This is a genomic window from Methylomonas sp. 11b (genome assembly GCF_000515215.1).
Classification (GTDB): domain Bacteria; phylum Pseudomonadota; class Gammaproteobacteria; order Methylococcales; family Methylomonadaceae; genus Methylomonas.
This window is the reverse complement of sequence record NZ_KI911557.1, coordinates 2,970,197-2,987,816: the sequence shown is the minus strand read 5'-3', so window position 1 is coordinate 2,987,816 and position 17,620 is coordinate 2,970,197. Positions and strand designations below refer to the sequence as shown.

The 17,620-nt window shown below is 52.1% G+C and carries 16 protein-coding genes; 8 read left to right on the top strand and 8 right to left on the bottom strand.

The window, feature by feature from the left end:
• Positions 1–23: 23 nt before the first annotated feature.
• Positions 24–641: a class I SAM-dependent methyltransferase gene (locus tag METH11B_RS0114335; RefSeq protein ID WP_026602608.1), complete on the bottom strand. Its 618-nt coding sequence runs from the start codon at positions 639–641 to the stop codon at positions 24–26.
• Positions 642–647: 6 nt separating this feature from the next.
• On the bottom strand, positions 648–1,619 hold the full coding sequence (locus METH11B_RS0114330) for a Tim44 domain-containing protein (RefSeq protein WP_026602607.1): 972 nt from the start codon (positions 1,617–1,619) through the stop codon (positions 648–650).
• A gap of 140 nt (positions 1,620–1,759) precedes the next feature.
• Between METH11B_RS0114330 and METH11B_RS27880 the strand changes: the two genes are divergently transcribed.
• The 6 genes from METH11B_RS27880 to METH11B_RS0114300 all read left to right on the top strand — a co-directional run bounded on the left by METH11B_RS27880 (position 1,760) and on the right by METH11B_RS0114300 (position 8,857).
• On the top strand, positions 1,760–2,155 hold the full coding sequence (locus METH11B_RS27880; RefSeq protein WP_026602606.1) for a hypothetical protein: 396 nt from the start codon (positions 1,760–1,762) through the stop codon (positions 2,153–2,155).
• Between the two features lie 127 nt (positions 2,156–2,282).
• Positions 2,283–3,593 (top strand): TolC family protein, encoded by a 1,311-nt coding sequence (locus METH11B_RS0114320; RefSeq protein WP_026602605.1) that lies wholly within the window; start codon positions 2,283–2,285, stop codon positions 3,591–3,593.
• Complete coding sequence (locus METH11B_RS0114315; protein ID WP_026602604.1) at positions 3,590–4,681, top strand: efflux RND transporter periplasmic adaptor subunit; 1,092 nt, start codon at positions 3,590–3,592, stop codon at positions 4,679–4,681. The genes METH11B_RS0114320 and METH11B_RS0114315 overlap by 4 nt, the downstream gene beginning before the upstream one ends.
• Positions 4,681–7,743 (top strand): efflux RND transporter permease subunit, encoded by a 3,063-nt coding sequence (locus METH11B_RS0114310; RefSeq protein ID WP_026602603.1) that lies wholly within the window; start codon positions 4,681–4,683, stop codon positions 7,741–7,743. Before METH11B_RS0114315 ends, METH11B_RS0114310 begins: the two co-directional genes overlap by 1 nt.
• Positions 7,740–8,045, top strand: a complete 306-nt coding sequence (locus METH11B_RS0114305) for a DUF3240 family protein (protein ID WP_026602602.1) — start codon at positions 7,740–7,742, stop codon at positions 8,043–8,045. Before METH11B_RS0114310 ends, METH11B_RS0114305 begins: the two co-directional genes overlap by 4 nt.
• A 98-nt stretch (positions 8,046–8,143) precedes the next feature.
• Positions 8,144–8,857, top strand: coding sequence for a DUF3240 family protein (locus METH11B_RS0114300; protein WP_020484238.1), 714 nt, complete (start codon positions 8,144–8,146; stop codon positions 8,855–8,857).
• 94 nt (positions 8,858–8,951) lie between these two features.
• Here METH11B_RS0114300 and fdxA read toward each other — a convergent pair whose 3' ends face one another.
• From fdxA to METH11B_RS0114275, 5 genes are all read right to left on the bottom strand, one after another.
• Positions 8,952–9,275, bottom strand: coding sequence for a ferredoxin FdxA (fdxA, locus tag METH11B_RS0114295; protein WP_020484239.1), 324 nt, complete (start codon positions 9,273–9,275; stop codon positions 8,952–8,954).
• Between the two features lie 147 nt (positions 9,276–9,422).
• Positions 9,423–11,528: an elongation factor G gene (gene fusA, locus METH11B_RS0114290; protein ID WP_020484240.1), complete on the bottom strand. Its 2,106-nt coding sequence runs from the start codon at positions 11,526–11,528 to the stop codon at positions 9,423–9,425.
• A gap of 220 nt (positions 11,529–11,748) precedes the next feature.
• The gene (locus METH11B_RS0114285) at positions 11,749–12,687 is read right to left on the bottom strand and encodes a ketopantoate reductase family protein (protein ID WP_026602601.1); all 939 of its coding nucleotides are present in this window, start codon (positions 12,685–12,687) and stop codon (positions 11,749–11,751) included.
• Entirely contained in the window at positions 12,684–13,376 is a 693-nt protein-coding gene (gene hda, locus METH11B_RS0114280; protein WP_026602600.1) for a DnaA regulatory inactivator Hda, read from the bottom strand. Before hda ends, METH11B_RS0114285 begins: the two co-directional genes overlap by 4 nt.
• An 11-nt stretch (positions 13,377–13,387) precedes the next feature.
• Complete coding sequence (locus tag METH11B_RS0114275) at positions 13,388–13,732, bottom strand: DUF2069 domain-containing protein (protein WP_026602599.1); 345 nt, start codon at positions 13,730–13,732, stop codon at positions 13,388–13,390.
• A gap of 106 nt (positions 13,733–13,838) precedes the next feature.
• On the opposite strand from METH11B_RS0114275, the gene METH11B_RS0114270 reads away from it, so the two are divergent.
• A complete protein-coding gene (locus tag METH11B_RS0114270) occupies positions 13,839–14,405 on the top strand; it encodes a YceI family protein (RefSeq protein WP_026602598.1) in 567 nt (188 codons plus the stop codon).
• 76 nt (positions 14,406–14,481) lie between these two features.
• Positions 14,482–14,940, top strand: coding sequence for a GNAT family N-acetyltransferase (locus METH11B_RS0114265; RefSeq protein WP_331280432.1), 459 nt, complete (start codon positions 14,482–14,484; stop codon positions 14,938–14,940).
• Positions 14,941–15,212: 272 nt separating this feature from the next.
• Here the strand turns inward: METH11B_RS0114265 and METH11B_RS0114255 are convergent, their stop codons facing one another.
• Complete coding sequence (locus METH11B_RS0114255; RefSeq protein WP_026602596.1) at positions 15,213–17,573, bottom strand: TonB-dependent siderophore receptor; 2,361 nt, start codon at positions 17,571–17,573, stop codon at positions 15,213–15,215.
• Positions 17,574–17,620: the final 47 nt, after the last annotated feature.

The window sequence follows — 17,620 nt, the reverse complement described above, 5'->3', positions numbered from 1 at the left end:
ATGAGCGGCCTTGCGAAGAAGATTTATTTGATGGCGCGGATCAGTTTGATCATGTCGCTGCTGGCGGGATCGACGAATATTTTTTGGAACGGGCAAGCTTGCACGCTTTTTAACGTCTGCCGGTTAATATTGGCGCCCAAAGTATTCAAAATCAGCGGGTTGAACAAATTCATCATCATCGCCAAAGCTTTGTTGGAGCTTAATACGTGTTCCAACAACAGCACTTGACCGCCAGGTTTGCAAACGCGATAGAGCTCTTTCAGGCCTTTTCTGGGTTTCGGTACCGAACAAAACACAAAACTGGCAATGACCGTGTCGAAGCTGTTATCGGCATAATCCAGAGCCTGCACATCCATCAAAGTCAGATCGACAACAATCTGTTTACGCTGTTGTTTGCGGCGGGCCATTTCCAGCATTTTCGGGCTGAAGTCGATAGCTGTGATCCGGCCATCATCAGGGTAAAACGGGAAGTTCTTCCCCGTTCCGACCCCGACTTCCAATATATGGGCGCCGCTAGCCTGCGACCAGAGCTTTTTACGTAAACGGCGAAACAGCAAGCCTTCCAGAAAGCCTTCCAGACCATCGAAATAGGGCGCAAGCCTATCGTAACGCTGTCTGACTTTAGTGCTGTCCGCCGTCATGCCGGATTATTCTGCAAATTGCTGAATGCCGTCCAGGAACCAGCGGGTTTGATTGCTGTTTATGGGTTTGACGAAATGCCATACTTCTTTGATCGGTTCGGCTTTCGCGCCATCTTCGCTGATCAATGCGTCGAATAACACTACCGCTTCCAACTCCGAGCCGGCTTCGCGGACATCAATTAATTCAGCGTTGAGTTTCAGAACCTCAGTTTTGTTGCTGGCGCTGGATGCTTGCAATTGCTCTTGAATTTCCACAAATACCTTGTCCGTGGTTAAGCCGCGGATTTCCGCCAAGTCGCGACTATCCCAAGCTGCTTGCAGGTAGCGGTACGCACTTTCTGCGCCGCTCAAAAAGGCGCGCTGATCGAATCCAGCCGGCAGGTTGTTCGCGTCGAAGCCAGCGGGCTGTTGATAGTCGCTGCTATTTGATCCCGCCGTTCTGCCTTTTTTGAACAGCACATCGGTATCGAAGCCGGAGCCGCCAGCTGCCGGTTGTTGAGTTTCGCGATAATAATTTTGCGATTCCGCTGGTTGTGAGTGAGCTGGTCCGTAACCGGTCGGTGCGGCGGGTTGCTGACGTGATCTGGCCGCAAACAAGCGATACAGCAGATAGGCGACGCCGGCAAACAGCAGCATGTCCATCAGATTGATGTTTTCGAATGCGCCACCGAAGAACAATGAGCCCAATAGTCCGCCTAAAGCCAAGCCACCCAGCATACCCATCAGGCCGCCGCGACCGGCCCAATTTTGTCTGGCTGTTTGATTTTGTGCGGCGGCTTGTTGCTGGCTAGCCGAACGGGTAGGCTGGCTGCTGGCTCCACTGGGAGAGGTGGAGCGTTGAAACGGTGTGCTATAGCTCGGTTTGCTGCCGAAAGACTTTCCGCCGCCCATGCGTTTCGCCTGCGCTTCCTGGACACTGCCTAGCAGTAAGGCCAGCGCAATGAATAATGTTGCCAAGGTACCGATCTTTCTGTTCATAGGTGTTTGCCTAAAGTGAATAAATGTATGCCGATATTCGGGGTAAAATCGCGTAATTCAAGTAGAATAGCCTTTCGTATGGTCCTATACAACCGCCGTCTACTGATTAACGACATCCAACAGACATTCTGAAAACATAAATGGTTGCATATTTGCGTCAATTTCTAGTTATGTTTTTGCTGCTTTTGCAAGTGGCAGCGCCGCTGGTGCATGCCCATGTCGGTAGAGATGCCATGCAGGGCGGCCTGCATTTGCACGAATTCGAGTCGCTACATATCGACCATGATGGCGACCCCGCCTTGATGGCTGTCGAGCACGACCTGCAAATTCAAAATAGTATTGTCAATCTGGGCTCCGCGATCAAACAGCAGCAATGGCTGGACAGGCTGGAGCCGGTTTTCTACCTGCTGGTCAGCGTGGTTGCCGATTTGGCGGTTACGCGGCAAATCCAAGTCGTTAATTTTTCTCCGCTTATACCGCTGTTCGCGCCAGACCCCGTACTTAGTCACAATCCATCCCGCGCGCCGCCGCTCTGAAAGGGGTTGGCTTCGTTGTTGAAGTACGCTTATTTAACACGTAACAGCCCCTCGTTCTAAAAATGGTCAAAAGCCCATTAGGCCTTTGGCTGCTCAGCCCTATTCAATTATTGCTTTGGAGTGCTCCATGAATGGATACCGTTATCTGAAATGCGGTTTACCTGTTTTACTGCTGGTTACGGCGCCTTGCCTTGCCGAAATAAATCCTGTCGGAGAGAGCTTGGCGGCGACTCGCGGCGAAATGTTTTCGGAAAATTTGATTGTCGAGCACATGGATCCTATCGAAACCGATCAATCGCTCAGCTTGTCGCAATTAGTCGAAATAACCTTGGAGAAATACCCGGATCGATTGGTTGGCGAAGCCTTGACCCAGGAAGCCAACGCCTTGGCCGAACGCAGCGATGCTTGGGTGGCCGGCTCCACGGCTGTTGGTTTAAATTACATGGATGACCGAATTGCCGACGACCTGGGTTCACGTGAGGCCTCGGCCCAAGTCGAAATCACTACCTGGAAATGGGGGCAGCGCGATGCCGGCCAGGCCGTGGCGGAGCGGGCCGGCGTTTCCGCGCAAAAGCAATCGGCGGCGGTTAAGCTGGAAGTCACACGCTTGATCAGAGATGCCTTGTGGAATATGGAAATCGCCAATATCGGTTTGCAACAGGCGCAAAATGCTTTGTCGATTTCCGAGCAATTGATGAAGAAAGTCGAACGCCGGGTGGAACTGGGCGATTTGCCGCGCGCGGATTTGTTGCTGGCCAAGGGTGAATATCTGCAAAACCGGGCGTTGGTAACCCAAGCTGAGGCGGAGGTAATGCATAGCCGTAAAGCCTATGCCAGCTTGACTACTTTGTCGCGGGTGCCGGGCAATTATCAGGAAAAACTCAGCGATATTACCTCCGTGACCAGCAACCACCCGATGTTGGAAGCTATCAATGCCATCATTGACCGCAAACAAGCAGAAATTGAATGGACCAAATCCACCGATCCTATCAATCAACCCAAGCTCAGTGTAGGCGCGAAAAGCCAACGGGATGGCCGCAGCGGGCAAGACATCGAGAGTGTCGGCGTCGGCGTGGTGATGCTATTCGGCGGAGAGGCCTATAACGCGCCGGAAATCGCGAAGGTGAATCTGGAGCTGAACAATGCCAAGGCGCAACGCGAACATCTTTACCGGCAGTTGGAGAAAAATCTGCACGAAGCCGAGCATGCTCTGGAAGTGACGCGGGCGGAGCTGGCAATAGCCAACGAGTTGAAACAAATCGCCGAAACCCATCTGAAAATGACCGAAGTCAGCTTCTCGGCCGGCGAAATCAACCTGTTGGATCTCTTAAAAATCCAGGCTCGCAGTCTGGAAGCGATTCGCAATGCCAAATTGCAGGAGGTTAAATTACAGCGCAACATCGCTTTCTATAATCAAGCGGTAGGCATACAGCCATGAGGCGGTTAATCTTCGGCCTGTTATTGACGCAGGCGTTAAGCGTGTTTGCTCAAGATACGCAGATCAAAATTACTCAGCAGCAGATCGACAATTTGGATATAAAAGTTGCGCAGCTTACCGCTAGCCAACAGATTCCGTTGTTTTACGCGCCGGGCAAAGTGGTGGTGCCGGCAGATCGGGAGGTGTTGATCAGTAGCAGCCAGCCCGGTTTGGTTACCCAATTGCCGGTCAATATTGGCGACAAGGTACACAAAGGCCAACTGTTGGCACAGTTGAACAGCCCGGAACTTGTCGGGTTACAACAAGCATTTTTAACCGCTGCTAGCGAACTGAATTTATCCGGCCAAGAGCGCAGCCGCGATCAAAAATTATTGCAGGAAGGTGTGATTGCGCAGCGGCGCTGGCAGGAAACCCAAATGCTGTACAGCAGCAAATCGGCCAAGGCCGATGAGGCCCGGCAGTTGTTACTGTTGGCCGGCATGTCGGCCGCCGAGATTAAAAGTTTGGGTCAAAACCACAAGCTGGACAATCGTTTGACTATTCGGGCGCCCATCGACGGGGTGGTGTTGGAGCGTCTGACCAATTTGGGTGCCCGCTTGGATATGCAGGCGCCGCTGTATCGGATTGCCGATTTGTCTGAGCTGTGGCTGGAAATCAATATTCCGCAGGAGCGCTTGAGCGGGATTCGGCTCGGCGATTCGGTGTGTCTGAAAGGCAGCGAGATCACTGCCAAAATTAGCTTGCTGGGTCAAAGTGTCGATCGCGATAACCAAACGGTATTGGCCAGGGCGGTGATTGACGGCAAAGCCGAGGGTTTACGCGTGGGACAGAACGTCAATGCGCAGATCATGCAAAACAGCTTAGAGACCGGCTTCCTTGTACCTAATACCGCCATTGCGCAGAACGAAGGGCGCGCTTATGTATTTGTGCGCAATCAAGACGGATTTGCCGTGACCGAAGTGACGGTTACCGGTAAGCAGGACGCCAATTCCTTGATCAGCGGACCTTTGTCCGGCAACGAGCAAATCGCCATAAAAGGCGCGGTGGCCTTGAAAGCCAATTGGTTAGGTTTGGGAGGCGGCGAATAATGGCTGGGTTAATTCGCTTTGCGTTGACCCAGCGGCTGTTGATTTTACTCGGCGTACTGTTGCTGGTGGGCGGCGGTTATTATGCGGTCAAGCATATTCCCATCGATGCCTTTCCCGAGGTGTCGCCTACGCAGGTCAAGATCATCGTCAAAGCCAATGGCATGACGCCGGAAGAAGTGGAAGCTCGGATTACCGCGCCGATTGAAGTTGAGTTGCTGGGCATTCCGCATCAAACCATGCTGCGCTCGTTGGCTAAATATGCCATTACCGATATTACGCTGGACTTTGAAGAAGGCACTGATATTTATTGGGCCAGGCAACAAGTCGCGGAACGGTTGAACGCCTTGTGGGGCAATTTGCCGGAGGGCGTACAAGGCGGCATCGCGCCGATGACCACGCCACTAGGAGAGATGTTTATGTTCGCCATAGAAGGCGGCGATTTAACTCTGATGCAGCGGCGAGAGTTACTGGATTGGACCATCCGCCCTGCTCTGCGTACCGTAAGCGGCGTGGCGGATGTGAATGCGCTGGGCGGGCTGGTGCGCAGCTTTGAAGTGGTGCCCGACAATATTCGCATGGCGTCTCGAAATATCGATACCCAGCAATTAAGAGCGGCTTTGCAAAACAATAATCGCAACGACGGTGCCGGTCGGCTGAGCGAAGGCGAGGAAGCGCTGATAGTGCGCGCCGAAGGCCGTATCAAGAACGAGCAGGATGTGAAGGCCATTGTGGTGGCGCAACACGAGGGCTTGCCGACGCGAGTGGACGATATTGCCGAGGTAAGAATCGGCGCATTGACTCGTTATGGCGCGGTCAGCAAGGACGGTAACGGCGAAGCCGTGACAGCGGTCGTGCTCAGTTTACGCGGCGCCAATGCTCGGCAGACTATCGAGCAACTGGAAAGCAAGTTGGCGGAATTACAACCAAGTTTGCCTGAAGGCGTGCATCTGAATGTGTTCTATAACCGTGGTGTATTGGTTGGCAAGGCAGTAAACACCGTTTCCAAGGCGTTGTTGGAAGCCATCGTTTTGGTAGTGGTGCTGCTGATTCTGTTTTTAGGCGATTTACGCGCGGCCCTGACTGTCGCATTGGCCTTGCCATTGGCGGCGCTGGTGACCTTCATCCTGATGCACGCGTTCGGTATGTCGGCTAACCTGATGAGCCTGGGCGGTTTGGCTATCGCTATCGGGATGTTGGTGGATGGTGCTGTGGTAGTTGTGGAGAACGTGATTACTCAGCTGGCCGATCATCAAAAGGCCGAAAGGTTGCCGCGCCTGCATCTGATTTATCGGGCTACCCGCGAAGTAGCGGTGCCGGTGACATCGGGCATCTTGATCATCATCATCGTATTCTTACCGCTGTTGACCTTGCAGGGGCTGGAAGGCAAGCTGTTCGGGCCGGTGGCAATGACTATCGTATTTGCCTTAAGCGGTTCCTTGATATTGTCATTAACCGTTATTCCGGTGCTGGCGTCGCTGTTGCTGAAACAGGTATCCCATGAAGAACCCTGGTTGCCGCGCAAACTGTTGCAGTGGTATCAGCCAGTTCTGGTCTGGTGTCTGGCTAACAGCACAAAAGTTTTTATCGGCGCCGGCGCCATGTTGGCGGCGAGCGTATTGGTATTCACCCAAATCGGCAGTACCTTCATGCCGACGATGGACGAGGGCGACATCATCGTGCAGTTGGAGAAATTGCCGTCCATTACCTTGCTGGATTCGGTGGCCTTGGATGGCCGCGTGCAGAAAAACATCCTCGAGCATATCCCGGAAGTACAGACTGTGGTGTCCAGAGTCGGTACCGACGAGTTGGGTTTGGACCCGATGAGTTTGAACGATACCGACACTTTTCTGATTCTGAAGCCCGAAGCGGAATGGCGCATGGAAACCAAGGAAGAGCTGATCGAGGAAATCCGGAAGATTATGGACCATACGCCGGGCATTGCTTTCGGTTTCACTCAGCCCATCGAAATGCGGGTTTCGGAAATGTTGACTGGGACCCGCGGTGACGTGGCGATCAAATTATTCGGCGCCGATCTGGATACTTTGAATCATAAAGCGGAGCAAATCGAAGCCGTGCTGAAGACCATACCCGGTGCCAGTGACGTGTTTACCCGTAAAAATGAAGGCATGCAGTTTCTGCAGTTGAGTATTGATCGAGAAGCTGCCGGCCGTTTCGGTTTGGATAGTAATAGCATAGAAGATATGTTGCGCGCGCAGATTGAAGGTGTACAACTGGGTATTGTCCAAGAGGGGGTGAAGCGCACACCTCTGCTTCTGCGCGGCGACAGTAACACCGCCAACTTCGATAATTTACAAATCAGTTTGCCGAATGGCGACCATGTGCCGATTACCGCAGTCGCGAAAATTCAAGCGGTAGAAGGGGTGGTGTCTATAGATCGGGAAAAAGGCCAGCGCTTCGTGGTGATCCGCTGTAATGTTGAGGGCCGCGACTTGGTCGGTTTTGTCGACGAGGCGCGCAAGGCGGTGGCCGAGCGCGTCAAATTGCCGGGCGGTTTCCATGTGGCGTTCGGCGGGCAGTTTGAAAATCAACAACGCGCTTCCGCGCGTCTGTCTCTGGTGATTCCATTATCGTTAGGTTTGATATTTCTGTTGCTGTTTTCCACCTTCGGCTCGGTGCGGCAGGCGGTGCTGGTGTTGTCCAATATCCCACTGGCCATGATAGGAGGGGTGTTTGCCTTGTGGATGTCAGGCGAATATCTGTCGGTGCCGGCTTCGGTAGGCTTCATCGCCCTGCTCGGTATCGCGGTATTAAACGGGGTGGTGATGGTCAGTTATTTTAATCAGCTGTGCGCGACCGGTATGGAACTGTCGCGGGTGGTGATTATCGGTTCCGGGCGGCGGTTGCGGCCGGTTCTGATGACGGCCAGCATCGCTGCCTTCGGCTTGATTCCATTACTGTTTGCCTCCGGTCCCGGTTCGGAAATTCAACGGCCATTGGCTATTGTGGTCACCGGCGGTCTATTGTCTTCGACATTATTAACCCTAATCCTGTTGCCGATACTCTATCAACTATTCGGCCGCCATCCGGAGCATTGCAGATGAGTCACGAAGCATTTTTACTGACTGTGAATGTGCCGCCCAGCCTGGAAGAGGCGTTGGTCGATTGTTTGCTGTCATTGGAATGGTCTCAGGGTTTTACCAGTTTTCCGGCCAATGTTCACGATCACAATCGGCAGGGTTTGTCGCTGGCAGAGCAGGTCGCGGGACATCAACGCAAAATTCGTTTTCAAATGTATGTGGAAAGACAAAACATTTCCGCATTATTGACTAAGCTAAAGGCGGATTTTAACGGTTCCGGACTTCATTATTGGCTGGTGCCGGCTATCGAACAAGGCATCATCTAAGCATAAAGCATGCAGAAAACGACTGGGGATGCTACAGTTCGGACAAACAGCAGTTAAACATTTTTGAATGAGCTATTTTTCTTGCCACACATAGCCCTATGAACATCTTTTTGCGACGCATTCCTGCTAATACCAGGCATACTGAAATTTCCGAGTTTGTGGCCCCTGCTTTGAAAAGTGGCTTATTCAGAAAATCCGGCCGTATAGTCGATGTGGAGATTCTGGCCTTACAGGATACCCGCATAGGTACTATCGAATATCACGGTGTGGTAACGCTGGATTCCGAGCTTTCCGTGCAAAGAGTTGTTAAAGGTTTAAAAAATCGCCGGTTTAACGGCAGAATGGTGGTGGTTAGGCCTTATTACCATCGTAGCTGGTACAACGACCCTCGCCAAAATCAGACGCCTGTGTCTGCCGATATTATCGAAAAGCGCAAGGGTGATCGCAGGCGCGGTAAGTATCTACAAGTAATCAAAAATGCGTCTGATCGTTTTAACAGTGAAGATGATTTTTTCCGAACCGTGCATCATCAACAGTTCTCCATATCATTTATCGTGCCACCTGTCATGGAGGGGCCGATGATGGAGTGCCTGATCAGTTTTGAGGAAGAGCTGCTCAATAGTGATACCGGCGAGCACAAAATCACCAAATTTCTCACCGAAGCCGACGATGCCGATCAGCAAACCGCGCGCTTTCAGATTTACGCCGAGAAAATGGCTATTTCCGCCTTGCTGGAAAAATTGAAGTCCGAATTTGCCGGCTCCGGTATCCATTACTGGATTATGCCAGTGGTCGAGAAGGGTGAAATCTAGTTATTAAGCGGATGCTTTAACGATGGGTTGAACCTACTGCCCTTCCGGTTAGGAAGGGCAGTAGGTTCGGTATTGCATTAAATAATGACAGTTCTTACTTTTCCAACAACGCAAGTTTGCCGGGTTTGCCGTTCCACTCGTCGGCGTCCGGCAAAGAGTCTTTCACTTCCGTAATGATAGGCCATTGTTTGGCCAGTTCCGCGTTCAGTGCTGCGAAGTGCTCTTGACCTTCCGGTAGCTCGTCTTCGGCGTGGATGGCGTTGGCTGGGCATTCAGGTTCGCACAAGGTGCAATCGATACATTCGTCGGGGTCTATAACCAGAAAATTGGGACCTTCATGAAAGCAATCGACGGGGCATACGTCAACACAGTCGGTAAATTTGCATTTGATGCAGTTTTCGGTGATTACAAAAGCCATATTGTTCTTCCAAGGTTAGGTAAATGAACAAGTGTCCGTGCATAGCGGATACTGTATGGTAAAAATGCACCTGCCGCTTAACGCGGCAGGTGGCTGATCGGCAAAACTAAGCAGGGTAAGGGCCGACAAGGTCAGCCCCTATGATGCTTATTTGTCTTTGTTGCGTTCCTTAACTTCTTTGATCACTTCTTCCGCGACGTTACGAGGGCAGGCGGTGTAGTGCGAGAACTCCATGGAGAACTGGCCGCGACCTGAGGTCATGGTACGCAAATCGCCAATGTAACCGAACATGTCGCTCAGTGGCACATCGGCTTTGATACGTACACCGGTAATGCCTGCATCTTGCGATTTGATCATGCCGCGACGACGGTTCAAGTCGCCGATCACGTCACCGACGTGCGCATCCGGGGTGAATACGTCAACTTTCATGATCGGTTCCAGCAATTGCGGATTACCTTTTGGGATCGATTGACGATACGCGGCGCGAGCAGCGATTTCGAAAGCGATGGACGAGGAGTCAACTGCGTGGAAGCCGCCGTCGGTCAGAATGACTTTGAAATCCAAGCAAGGGAAGCCTGCCAACACACCTTTGTCGATACTGGCTTTAAAGCCTTTTTCAACAGCAGGCCAGTATTCGCGAGGTACGTTACCGCCGGTAACTTGCGATTCGAAAACAAAACCGCTGCCTGGCTCGCCTGGCTCGATGACGTAATCGATTTTCGCGTATTGACCTGAACCGCCCGATTGTTTTTTGTGGGTGTAGCTGTCTTCGATACGTTGAGTAATGGTTTCGCGGTAAGCCACCTGTGGTTTGCCAACGTTGACGTCCACACCGTGGGTACGGCGCAAAATGTCGACTTTGATGTCAAGATGCAACTCGCCCATGCCTTTGATGATGGTTTCGCCGCTTTCTTGGTCGGTTTCGACGCGGAAAGACGGGTCTTCCTGCACCATTTTGCCGATCGCGATGCCCATTTTCTCGTTGCTGCCTTTGTCTTTTGGCGAAATGGCAATCGAGATGACGGGATCTGGGAATACCATCGGTTCCAGAGTGGCCGGTTGGTCTGGGTCGCACAAGGTATGACCGGTTTGTACGTTTTTCAAACCGATCAAGGCCACGATGTCACCGGCTTGCGCGGTTTCGATCTCGTTGCGGTCGTCGGCGTGCATTTCCACCATACGGCCGATACGCTCGGTTTTACCGGTAAAGGTGTTCAGCAGGGTGTCGCCTTTTTTGATGCGGCCGGAGTAGATACGGACAAAGTTCAAGGCGCCGAAACGGTCGTCCATGATTTTGAACACCAGTGCGCGCAATGGGCGGTCGGCATCGACGATCGCGTGCTCGCCGGTTGGCACGCCTTCCAGGTCGGTTTCAGGCTGTGGATTAACTTCGGTTGGGTTCGGCAAATACTCGATCACGCCGTCCAGTACCAATTGCACGCCTTTGTTTTTGAAAGACGAACCGCAGAAAGTCGGGAAGAAATCCATCGCGATGGTACCTTTACGGATGCAACGTTTGATTTCTTCGATGGTTGGCTCTTCGCCTTCCAGATATTTTTCCATGATGTCGTCGTCTTGATCAGCCACTTGGTCGATCAATTTCGCGCGCCATTCTTCGACTTGCTCTGCCATATCAGCAGGGACGTCTTGAATTTCGTATTTCAATGGGTCACCGGAGTTATCCCACACCCAGGCTTTACGGGTCAGCAAATCGACCACGCCGACAAAGTTTTCTTCTTCGCCGATAGGCAGGGTCATTACAACCGGTTTCGCGCCCAATACTTGTTCGACCTGTTTAACGACGCGATAGAAGTCCGCGCCCAATCTGTCCAGTTTGTTGACGTAGATGACGCGAGAGACTTTGGAGTCGTTCGCATAACGCCAGTTGGTTTCGGATTGTGGCTCAACGCCGCCGGAACCGCAGAATACACCGACGCCGCCGTCCAACACTTTCAAGGAACGATAAACTTCGATAGTAAAGTCAACGTGCCCAGGGGTGTCGATGATATTGAAACGGTGCGGTTGAAATTGGTTGGTGCTGCCCGGCCAAAAACAGGTGGTCGCAGCCGATTGAATGGTGATGCCGCGTTCTTGCTCCTGCACCATGAAGTCTGTAGTCGCCGCGCCATCGTGCACTTCGCCGATTTTGTGGATTTTTCCGGTCAGCTTCAAAATCCGCTCGGTGGTAGTGGTTTTACCGGCATCGACGTGAGCGAAGATGCCGATGTTTCTGTAAAGCGATAGATCAGTCATGGTTATACTCTAAAAATGGACATAAAAACTTTTAAACCCCAGCACCATTGCCACGGTTGGTTGTGGATCACATAGCTGCTAGTCTAGCGAAATATGCGGCCGGTCTTCGCTTTGCAAGGGTCTGAGGCGAAATTCACACGGCTTCTTCAAAGACAAGGTCAATGAAAATCTTCACATTCTAACCGAAAAATAACAAAAAGCAGAATGTCAATTGTGTGAATTAGTTAAGAAGGCTATTGGAACGGATTTGCAGCTCCCGGAGTTGCATCAATACATAAAGCGATTGTAGGCAGGGGCAGTCTACACCTTGCCGCTGGGCGGCGCGCACCGCGTTACCGAGAATGGCCTCGGTTTCCATGGTATGTCCACGTTCAAAATCCAGCAGCATGCTGGTTTTGTAGGGCGGCATATCGCGTGTCAGGGCAATGTGATTTTCGACAATATTGGCCGGTAGCGGATGGCCGCAAGCGTCGGCAATACTACAGACTTCCTGCATGACCCGGCGCACAAAATTCTCCTGATTCTGCAATATCGCCTGAGTTGCCAATCCACCGGACAGCACCGATAGCGGATTGAACGGCGCATTCCAGACGCACTTTTGCCAGCGGCTGGCGACAATATCTTCACTAACCAGACATTCGATGCCGGCCCGCAGGAACAAGTCGCGCAAATACTGCGTTTTCGGCTCATCAGTCTCCGACAGATTGCCCAGGATCAGTTTGCCGTAAGCCAAATGGCTAATCTCACCGGGGGCCAGTCGATTACAGCAGATAAACGCCAAGCCGCTGATTAACAGATTATCCGGGAAAGCTTGTTGCAGCTCTGGTTCAATCTCGACGCCGTTTTGGATCAGCACAATCGCCGTGTGCGGCGTTACTGCATCGCGAATCAGCGCCACCCGATCAATGTCGGCGGTTACCTTAGTGCATAAGATCACATAGTCGGCTCGGCCTTGGTAATCGGCTACATCGAGCAATACCTGGTTAGGCATAAAATGCCAACAGCCCAACGCATGGCTTTCGATATGGTAACCCTGCTGCTTGACCACGTGATAATCGGAGCGGCACACCACCGAGACATCGGCACCAGCCTTAGCTAGCAGGCCGCCATAAAACCCGCCGATGGCACCGGCGCCAACAATCAATACTTTGCTGTTCATGTTTCGTCAGCCAGAATTTGCTTTAAAAACGGAATGGTTAATTTGCGTTGCGCGGCCAAGGTGGCGCGGTCGATTTTTTCCAGGAGCAACCATAGCGCCGCCAAATCGTGAACGTAATGATTCAACAAAAACCGCCCAACTGCCGGCGGAATGTCAAAGCCCAGAAAATGGGCTTTATACGTCAGCGCCTCGATTAACTGATCATCGCGCAAGGGCTGAATTTTTAAGGTCAGCCCCCAGGCCATCCGGGTTTTTAAGTCGGGCAAGGCAAAGCTTAAAAACTTCGGCGGGCAATCGGCGGCCAGCAGCAGTTTATGGTTGTTTTGCCGATGGGTGTTGTAAAACGCGAATAGCGCGTGCTCCCAATCACTATGGTCGGCAAGCAATTGAATATTGTCGAAACAGACCAACTCCAGGTCTTCCAAGCCTTCCAGCAAGGTCGGTGACGGCAGTTTGTCAGCGTTAAAAGCCAGATAAAACGGATCTTTCCCCGCCAGCTTGGCTTGCTGACAACAGGCCTGTAATAAATGGCTCTTACCGCTACCGGCATCGCCCCAAACAAAAATCTGTTGCTCCTGGCCGTTTGTGGCCAAGGCCTGCAACTGAGTGACGATTTCGGCGTTATCGCCTGGAAAAAAACTGGCAAAGGTCTGATCGTTCTGAAACTCGAATTGTAACGGGACTTGCATGCCGATTATGCTCAGGCTTTTTCCGCTGTGTAGACATACAGGCCGGCGCCGAAGCACAGCAGCAGGCTGAAAAACACTTCCAGCAGCGCATACGGTCGTTCGATTTGACTGACATAAGCTTCGGCGACGCCATGCGCAAAATACGGCAGGCTTAAATAAGTCATCCAAGTACAGCTTTTCAGGTCGCGGTTCAATAAACCTTTAAATGGCAGCAATAGAGGTCCGACTGAGATTAACAATAGCAATGCGGTTGGTAACTGGTTGGATGGGAACAATAGCGTGTGCCAAGCCATCATTAACAAAAACAGGCCGAAAAAGCCGATCAAGGCCGCGTAATAGTAATAGATTCGTTGCATGAGAGCGGCAAATGGCCAGAGTGATGGAGTTAAAGCTGATCTATTATCACAAAGTCTCTGCAATAATGCAGTGCCACTGGTGTTTTAACCCACAAAGGAGATGATCATGATTAGAAAACTAAGTACCGCAACCGCCGCCTGTCTGTTAAGTTTTAGCGTGCTGGCCGCCGATAGTTATACCATCGATAGCCATCACACCTTTCCCAGCTTCGAAATCAGCCATTTGGGTTTTTCCACGCAACGCGGTCGGTTTAACGAAACCAGCGGCAAAGTGACATTGGATGCCGCGGCGGGTAAAGGCAGCATAGACATCAGCGTCAACACCGCGTCTATCAGTACCGGTTTGGCGGAGTTGGAAGAGCATTTGCGTGGCAAGGAGTTTTTTGACAGTGCGCAATATCCGGTGATGAGCTTCAAATCCGACAAGCTCAGTTTTCAAGGCGAGAAACTGGTCGGAGCGGACGGCATCTTGACCTTGCACGGCATCAGCAAGCCCGTACACCTGAATGTCGAACACTTTTACTGTGGGATGAATATCATCAGATTGAAAAATACCTGCGGCGCCGATGCGGTTGGCACGATAAAACGCTCTGAGTTTGGCATCGACAAATATGTGCCGGCGGTGGGGGATGAGGTCAAGGTACTCATCCAGGTTGAAGCAGTTAAGGACTAAGTTGCCAAGTGGTTTGAGCTATGCGGAACGACTCTTTACCAATGTGCCGAACAGTGCGCTTTAAACCCTTGGTCGGATACGGGAGATAGAAGTGGAAATAATCCTGGCCAGTCCTGCCGACATCCCGGCGCTTTGCCATCTTTTGAGCGAACTATTCAGTCAAGAAGCAGAATTTCAGCCTGATTATGAGGCTCAGAGTCGGGGATTGACGCGCATCATTACCGACCCGAACATTGGCCATATCTTTGTCGTGCGCCGTGACAGCCAAATTGTCGGCATGGTTAATCTGCTTTACACAGTCTCCACCGCGCTGGGCGAACGGGTGGCCTGGCTGGAAGACATGGTCGTGTCAAGCGATGTTCGCGGCCTGGGCGTTGGTAGCCGGTTGTTGGAGCACGCAGTGGAGTTTGCCCGGCAAAATGGTTGCCGTCGACTTAGCTTGTTGACCGACGCCGATAATCTGCAGGCGCAGCACTTTTACCAGCGACAGGGCTTCAGGGCGTCGGAGATGCTACCCATGCGCTTGGTTTTTTGAATGTCAGTGGCTAATTGCGCAAAAAAGTATGCCTTGATGGCCCAGGTCAAAGTGCGGATAGGTAAGGATTATGGTTGTGGCGATATATCCGTGGATTGCAGGAAAACGGCAGGCGATGATGTTTTTTGAGCGATGCGGTGACTTTTGAATCCATAGTCGGAGTGGGAATGACGAAATTTAGGTCGGGTTAGCTCCTTAAAGCGTAACCCGACAAATCGAAGCCGGCGTGTTGGGTTACGCGGGCACCTAATCTAGTCTACGCGGCTCGCCTTTTAGAATTCATATTTCAACGAACCCATTACATTGATTGGGTAACCGGGGATGGCGCCAAGGCTACCGCCGTCCGAATTTGCGTAATACTCCTTATCTAAAAGATTGTTGATATTTAGCTGGGCGGTCAGTCTGTGTTGACCGATGCGATGCGTATACGCCGCCATCGCATCCAGTCGCGCATAACCCGGCAGGACGAAGGTATTGTTGGCGTCGCCGGACCGTCTGCCGACGGTAACCACACCCAAACTCGCTTTAAAGGCATCGTTGAACTGCCAGGTGCCCCAGAGGCTGCCCTGGTGCCGGGGCACATTCTCCAGGCGATTGCCCTGCAAGCCGTCGAAATCTTCGATGTAATTGGCTTGAGTGTAAGCGTAGGTCGCTAATAGATGGAGTTGATCGGTAATTTGTCCAGCCAAGTCCAACTCGATACCTTTACTTCTGATTTTTCCCGCGAGTATCTGGAAATTCGGGTCGGCTTGGGTTGGGTCGTCAGTGAGCAGATTGCTTTTGGTCAATTCGAAAAACGCCAGCGTCGACGAAAAGCGTTTATCTTGCGACTCCATTTTTAGTCCTATTTCGTATTGTTTGCCGATCTGCGGTTCAAAGCGCTGATTGCTGGCGCTTACGCCGTTATTGGCGGAGAACGATTTTGTGTAACTTCCGTAAATCGATAGCCAGTCTTGAATTTGGTATAACAAACCGGCTCTGGGACTGAAGGCATTATCTTCAAGCGCGACCCGCCCGGCTTGAGCCGCGGTCAGCGATGTGGGCGAAAAGTGCGAACCGGTTGTGACGTTATCGTAGCGGCCGCCCAGCAACAGATGTAGTCTTTCGAAGAACGTAATCTGATCCTGAACATAGGCGCCCACCCAGGATTCTTTGCGATAGAAAAAAGCATTGTCAGTTGTCAGCGCCGCAAAATCGACTTGGCCATACACCGGATTGAATATGTCGATAGCCGCTGCCGGACCGCTTCTTGCCGCTGACTCTGTTATCGCATGAAACCCATCCACACCGATTAACAAATCGTGCCGGCTGCCCAGGAGTTCGAATTTCCCGTTCAAATCGATATTGCCGGAGTGAGTCATCACGTCTTGCCCGGCGATTTGGGTGGAACGATTCAATAAGCGGTTATTGGCCTGCAAGCCGCCATAGTTGAAGAGCGTTGGCCCTGTCAGCGACCAGTCCTTAAACAGATAGCGTTGGGTTAATTTCCAGTCGTCGTTGAAACGATAGGTCCAGTCGAAGCCGACCAGCGCACTTTCCACTAACATGCGCTGCGCGCCATCCTTCAGTGTGCGGGTGACTGGAATGGCCGCCGGACGCCCGCCAATGGCCGGAATACCGTAATCGGAATTGAAGCGGTCATGCTTGTATTCCAGCTCAAGATTGGTCTCAAATTTTTCGTTCGGTCGCCAAGTGACCACCGGTGCGACAAAAAACCGCTCGTTACCAACAAATTCTCGGAACGATTGATTGTCCGTGTATGAGCCATTCAGCCGATACAATAGCGTCTTGTTATCGTCAAGCGGCCCAGTGGCATCAATCAAGGTGCGATATTGGTCGTAAGAACCGAACTGCTGTTGCAACGAATAATAGGGGGTAGCCAACGGTTTCTTAGTTACGTAATTCACCAAACCGCCGGGCTCGATCCGACCGTACAGCACCGCCGCCGGGCCTTTGAGCACTTCAATCTGCTCGATGTTGGCAATATCATAAATGTCCTGGCGGTTATACAAGCCGTTGCGGTAGGCATCGCCAAAACCGGAGCCCGCCAAACCACGAATGATGAAGTTATCGTACAGATAGCCGCCGCCGGTGCGGCCTAATACACCACTGACATGACCGTTCACGGCGTCGGGCAGCGTCATCGCCTGTTTGTCCGCCAGCACCGCCTTCGGCACGACTTGTATCGAAACCGGCGTTTGCATGATCGGCGTATCGGTCTTGGTGGCGGTCGTGGCGTTGGGGCGGTTGTAATCGGTATTGTAGGGATCGGTGGCATCGTAAACCGTCTGACCGATAACGTTCACCGGTTGCAGCATCGTTGCGTCCTTGTTGCCCGCTCTGATCGATACCGAACCGTCGTCGGCAATCGCAAAGCTCAGGCCGCTGGCGGATAACAGCCTGCTCAGAGCCTCGTTTAGCGTCATCGTGCCTCGTAACGCCGGTCCGCTGCGGCCGGTCACGCTATCGTGAGCGTAAAAAATTTGTACGCCGGATTGCGCCGCCAGTTTTGGCAACGCCGCCGCCAATTCCTGGGCCGGGATGTCAAAGCTATAGGTGGTTTCGGTTGCCCGCACTTCGCAGGCTGAGGCCAACAAGGCGCCGAACAATAGCGATTGGGTTAAACACTTCATCCATCTTCTCCTTTTGCGTGGGTTTTCAGAATGAAACGCACCAAGCC

Coding starts and splice junctions, on each gene's coding strand:
- METH11B_RS0114315 (WP_026602604.1), top strand. CDS start 3,590: ATGAGGCGGTTAATCTTCGGCCTGTTATTGACGCAGGCGTTAAGCGTG.
- METH11B_RS0114320 (WP_026602605.1), top strand. CDS start 2,283: ATGAATGGATACCGTTATCTGAAATGCGGTTTACCTGTTTTACTGCTG.
- METH11B_RS0114255 (WP_026602596.1), bottom strand. CDS start 17,573: ATGAAGTGTTTAACCCAATCGCTATTGTTCGGCGCCTTGTTGGCCTCA.
- fdxA (WP_020484239.1), bottom strand. CDS start 9,275: ATGGCTTTTGTAATCACCGAAAACTGCATCAAATGCAAATTTACCGAC.
- METH11B_RS0114300 (WP_020484238.1), top strand. CDS start 8,144: ATGAACATCTTTTTGCGACGCATTCCTGCTAATACCAGGCATACTGAA.
- METH11B_RS0114305 (WP_026602602.1), top strand. CDS start 7,740: ATGAGTCACGAAGCATTTTTACTGACTGTGAATGTGCCGCCCAGCCTG.
- METH11B_RS0114270 (WP_026602598.1), top strand. CDS start 13,839: ATGATTAGAAAACTAAGTACCGCAACCGCCGCCTGTCTGTTAAGTTTT.
- METH11B_RS0114275 (WP_026602599.1), bottom strand. CDS start 13,732: ATGCAACGAATCTATTACTATTACGCGGCCTTGATCGGCTTTTTCGGC.
- hda (WP_026602600.1), bottom strand. CDS start 13,376: ATGCAAGTCCCGTTACAATTCGAGTTTCAGAACGATCAGACCTTTGCC.
- fusA (WP_020484240.1), bottom strand. CDS start 11,528: ATGACTGATCTATCGCTTTACAGAAACATCGGCATCTTCGCTCACGTC.
- METH11B_RS0114285 (WP_026602601.1), bottom strand. CDS start 12,687: ATGAACAGCAAAGTATTGATTGTTGGCGCCGGTGCCATCGGCGGGTTT.
- METH11B_RS0114335 (WP_026602608.1), bottom strand. CDS start 641: ATGACGGCGGACAGCACTAAAGTCAGACAGCGTTACGATAGGCTTGCG.
- METH11B_RS0114330 (WP_026602607.1), bottom strand. CDS start 1,619: ATGAACAGAAAGATCGGTACCTTGGCAACATTATTCATTGCGCTGGCC.
- METH11B_RS27880 (WP_026602606.1), top strand. CDS start 1,760: ATGGTTGCATATTTGCGTCAATTTCTAGTTATGTTTTTGCTGCTTTTG.
- METH11B_RS0114310 (WP_026602603.1), top strand. CDS start 4,681: ATGGCTGGGTTAATTCGCTTTGCGTTGACCCAGCGGCTGTTGATTTTA.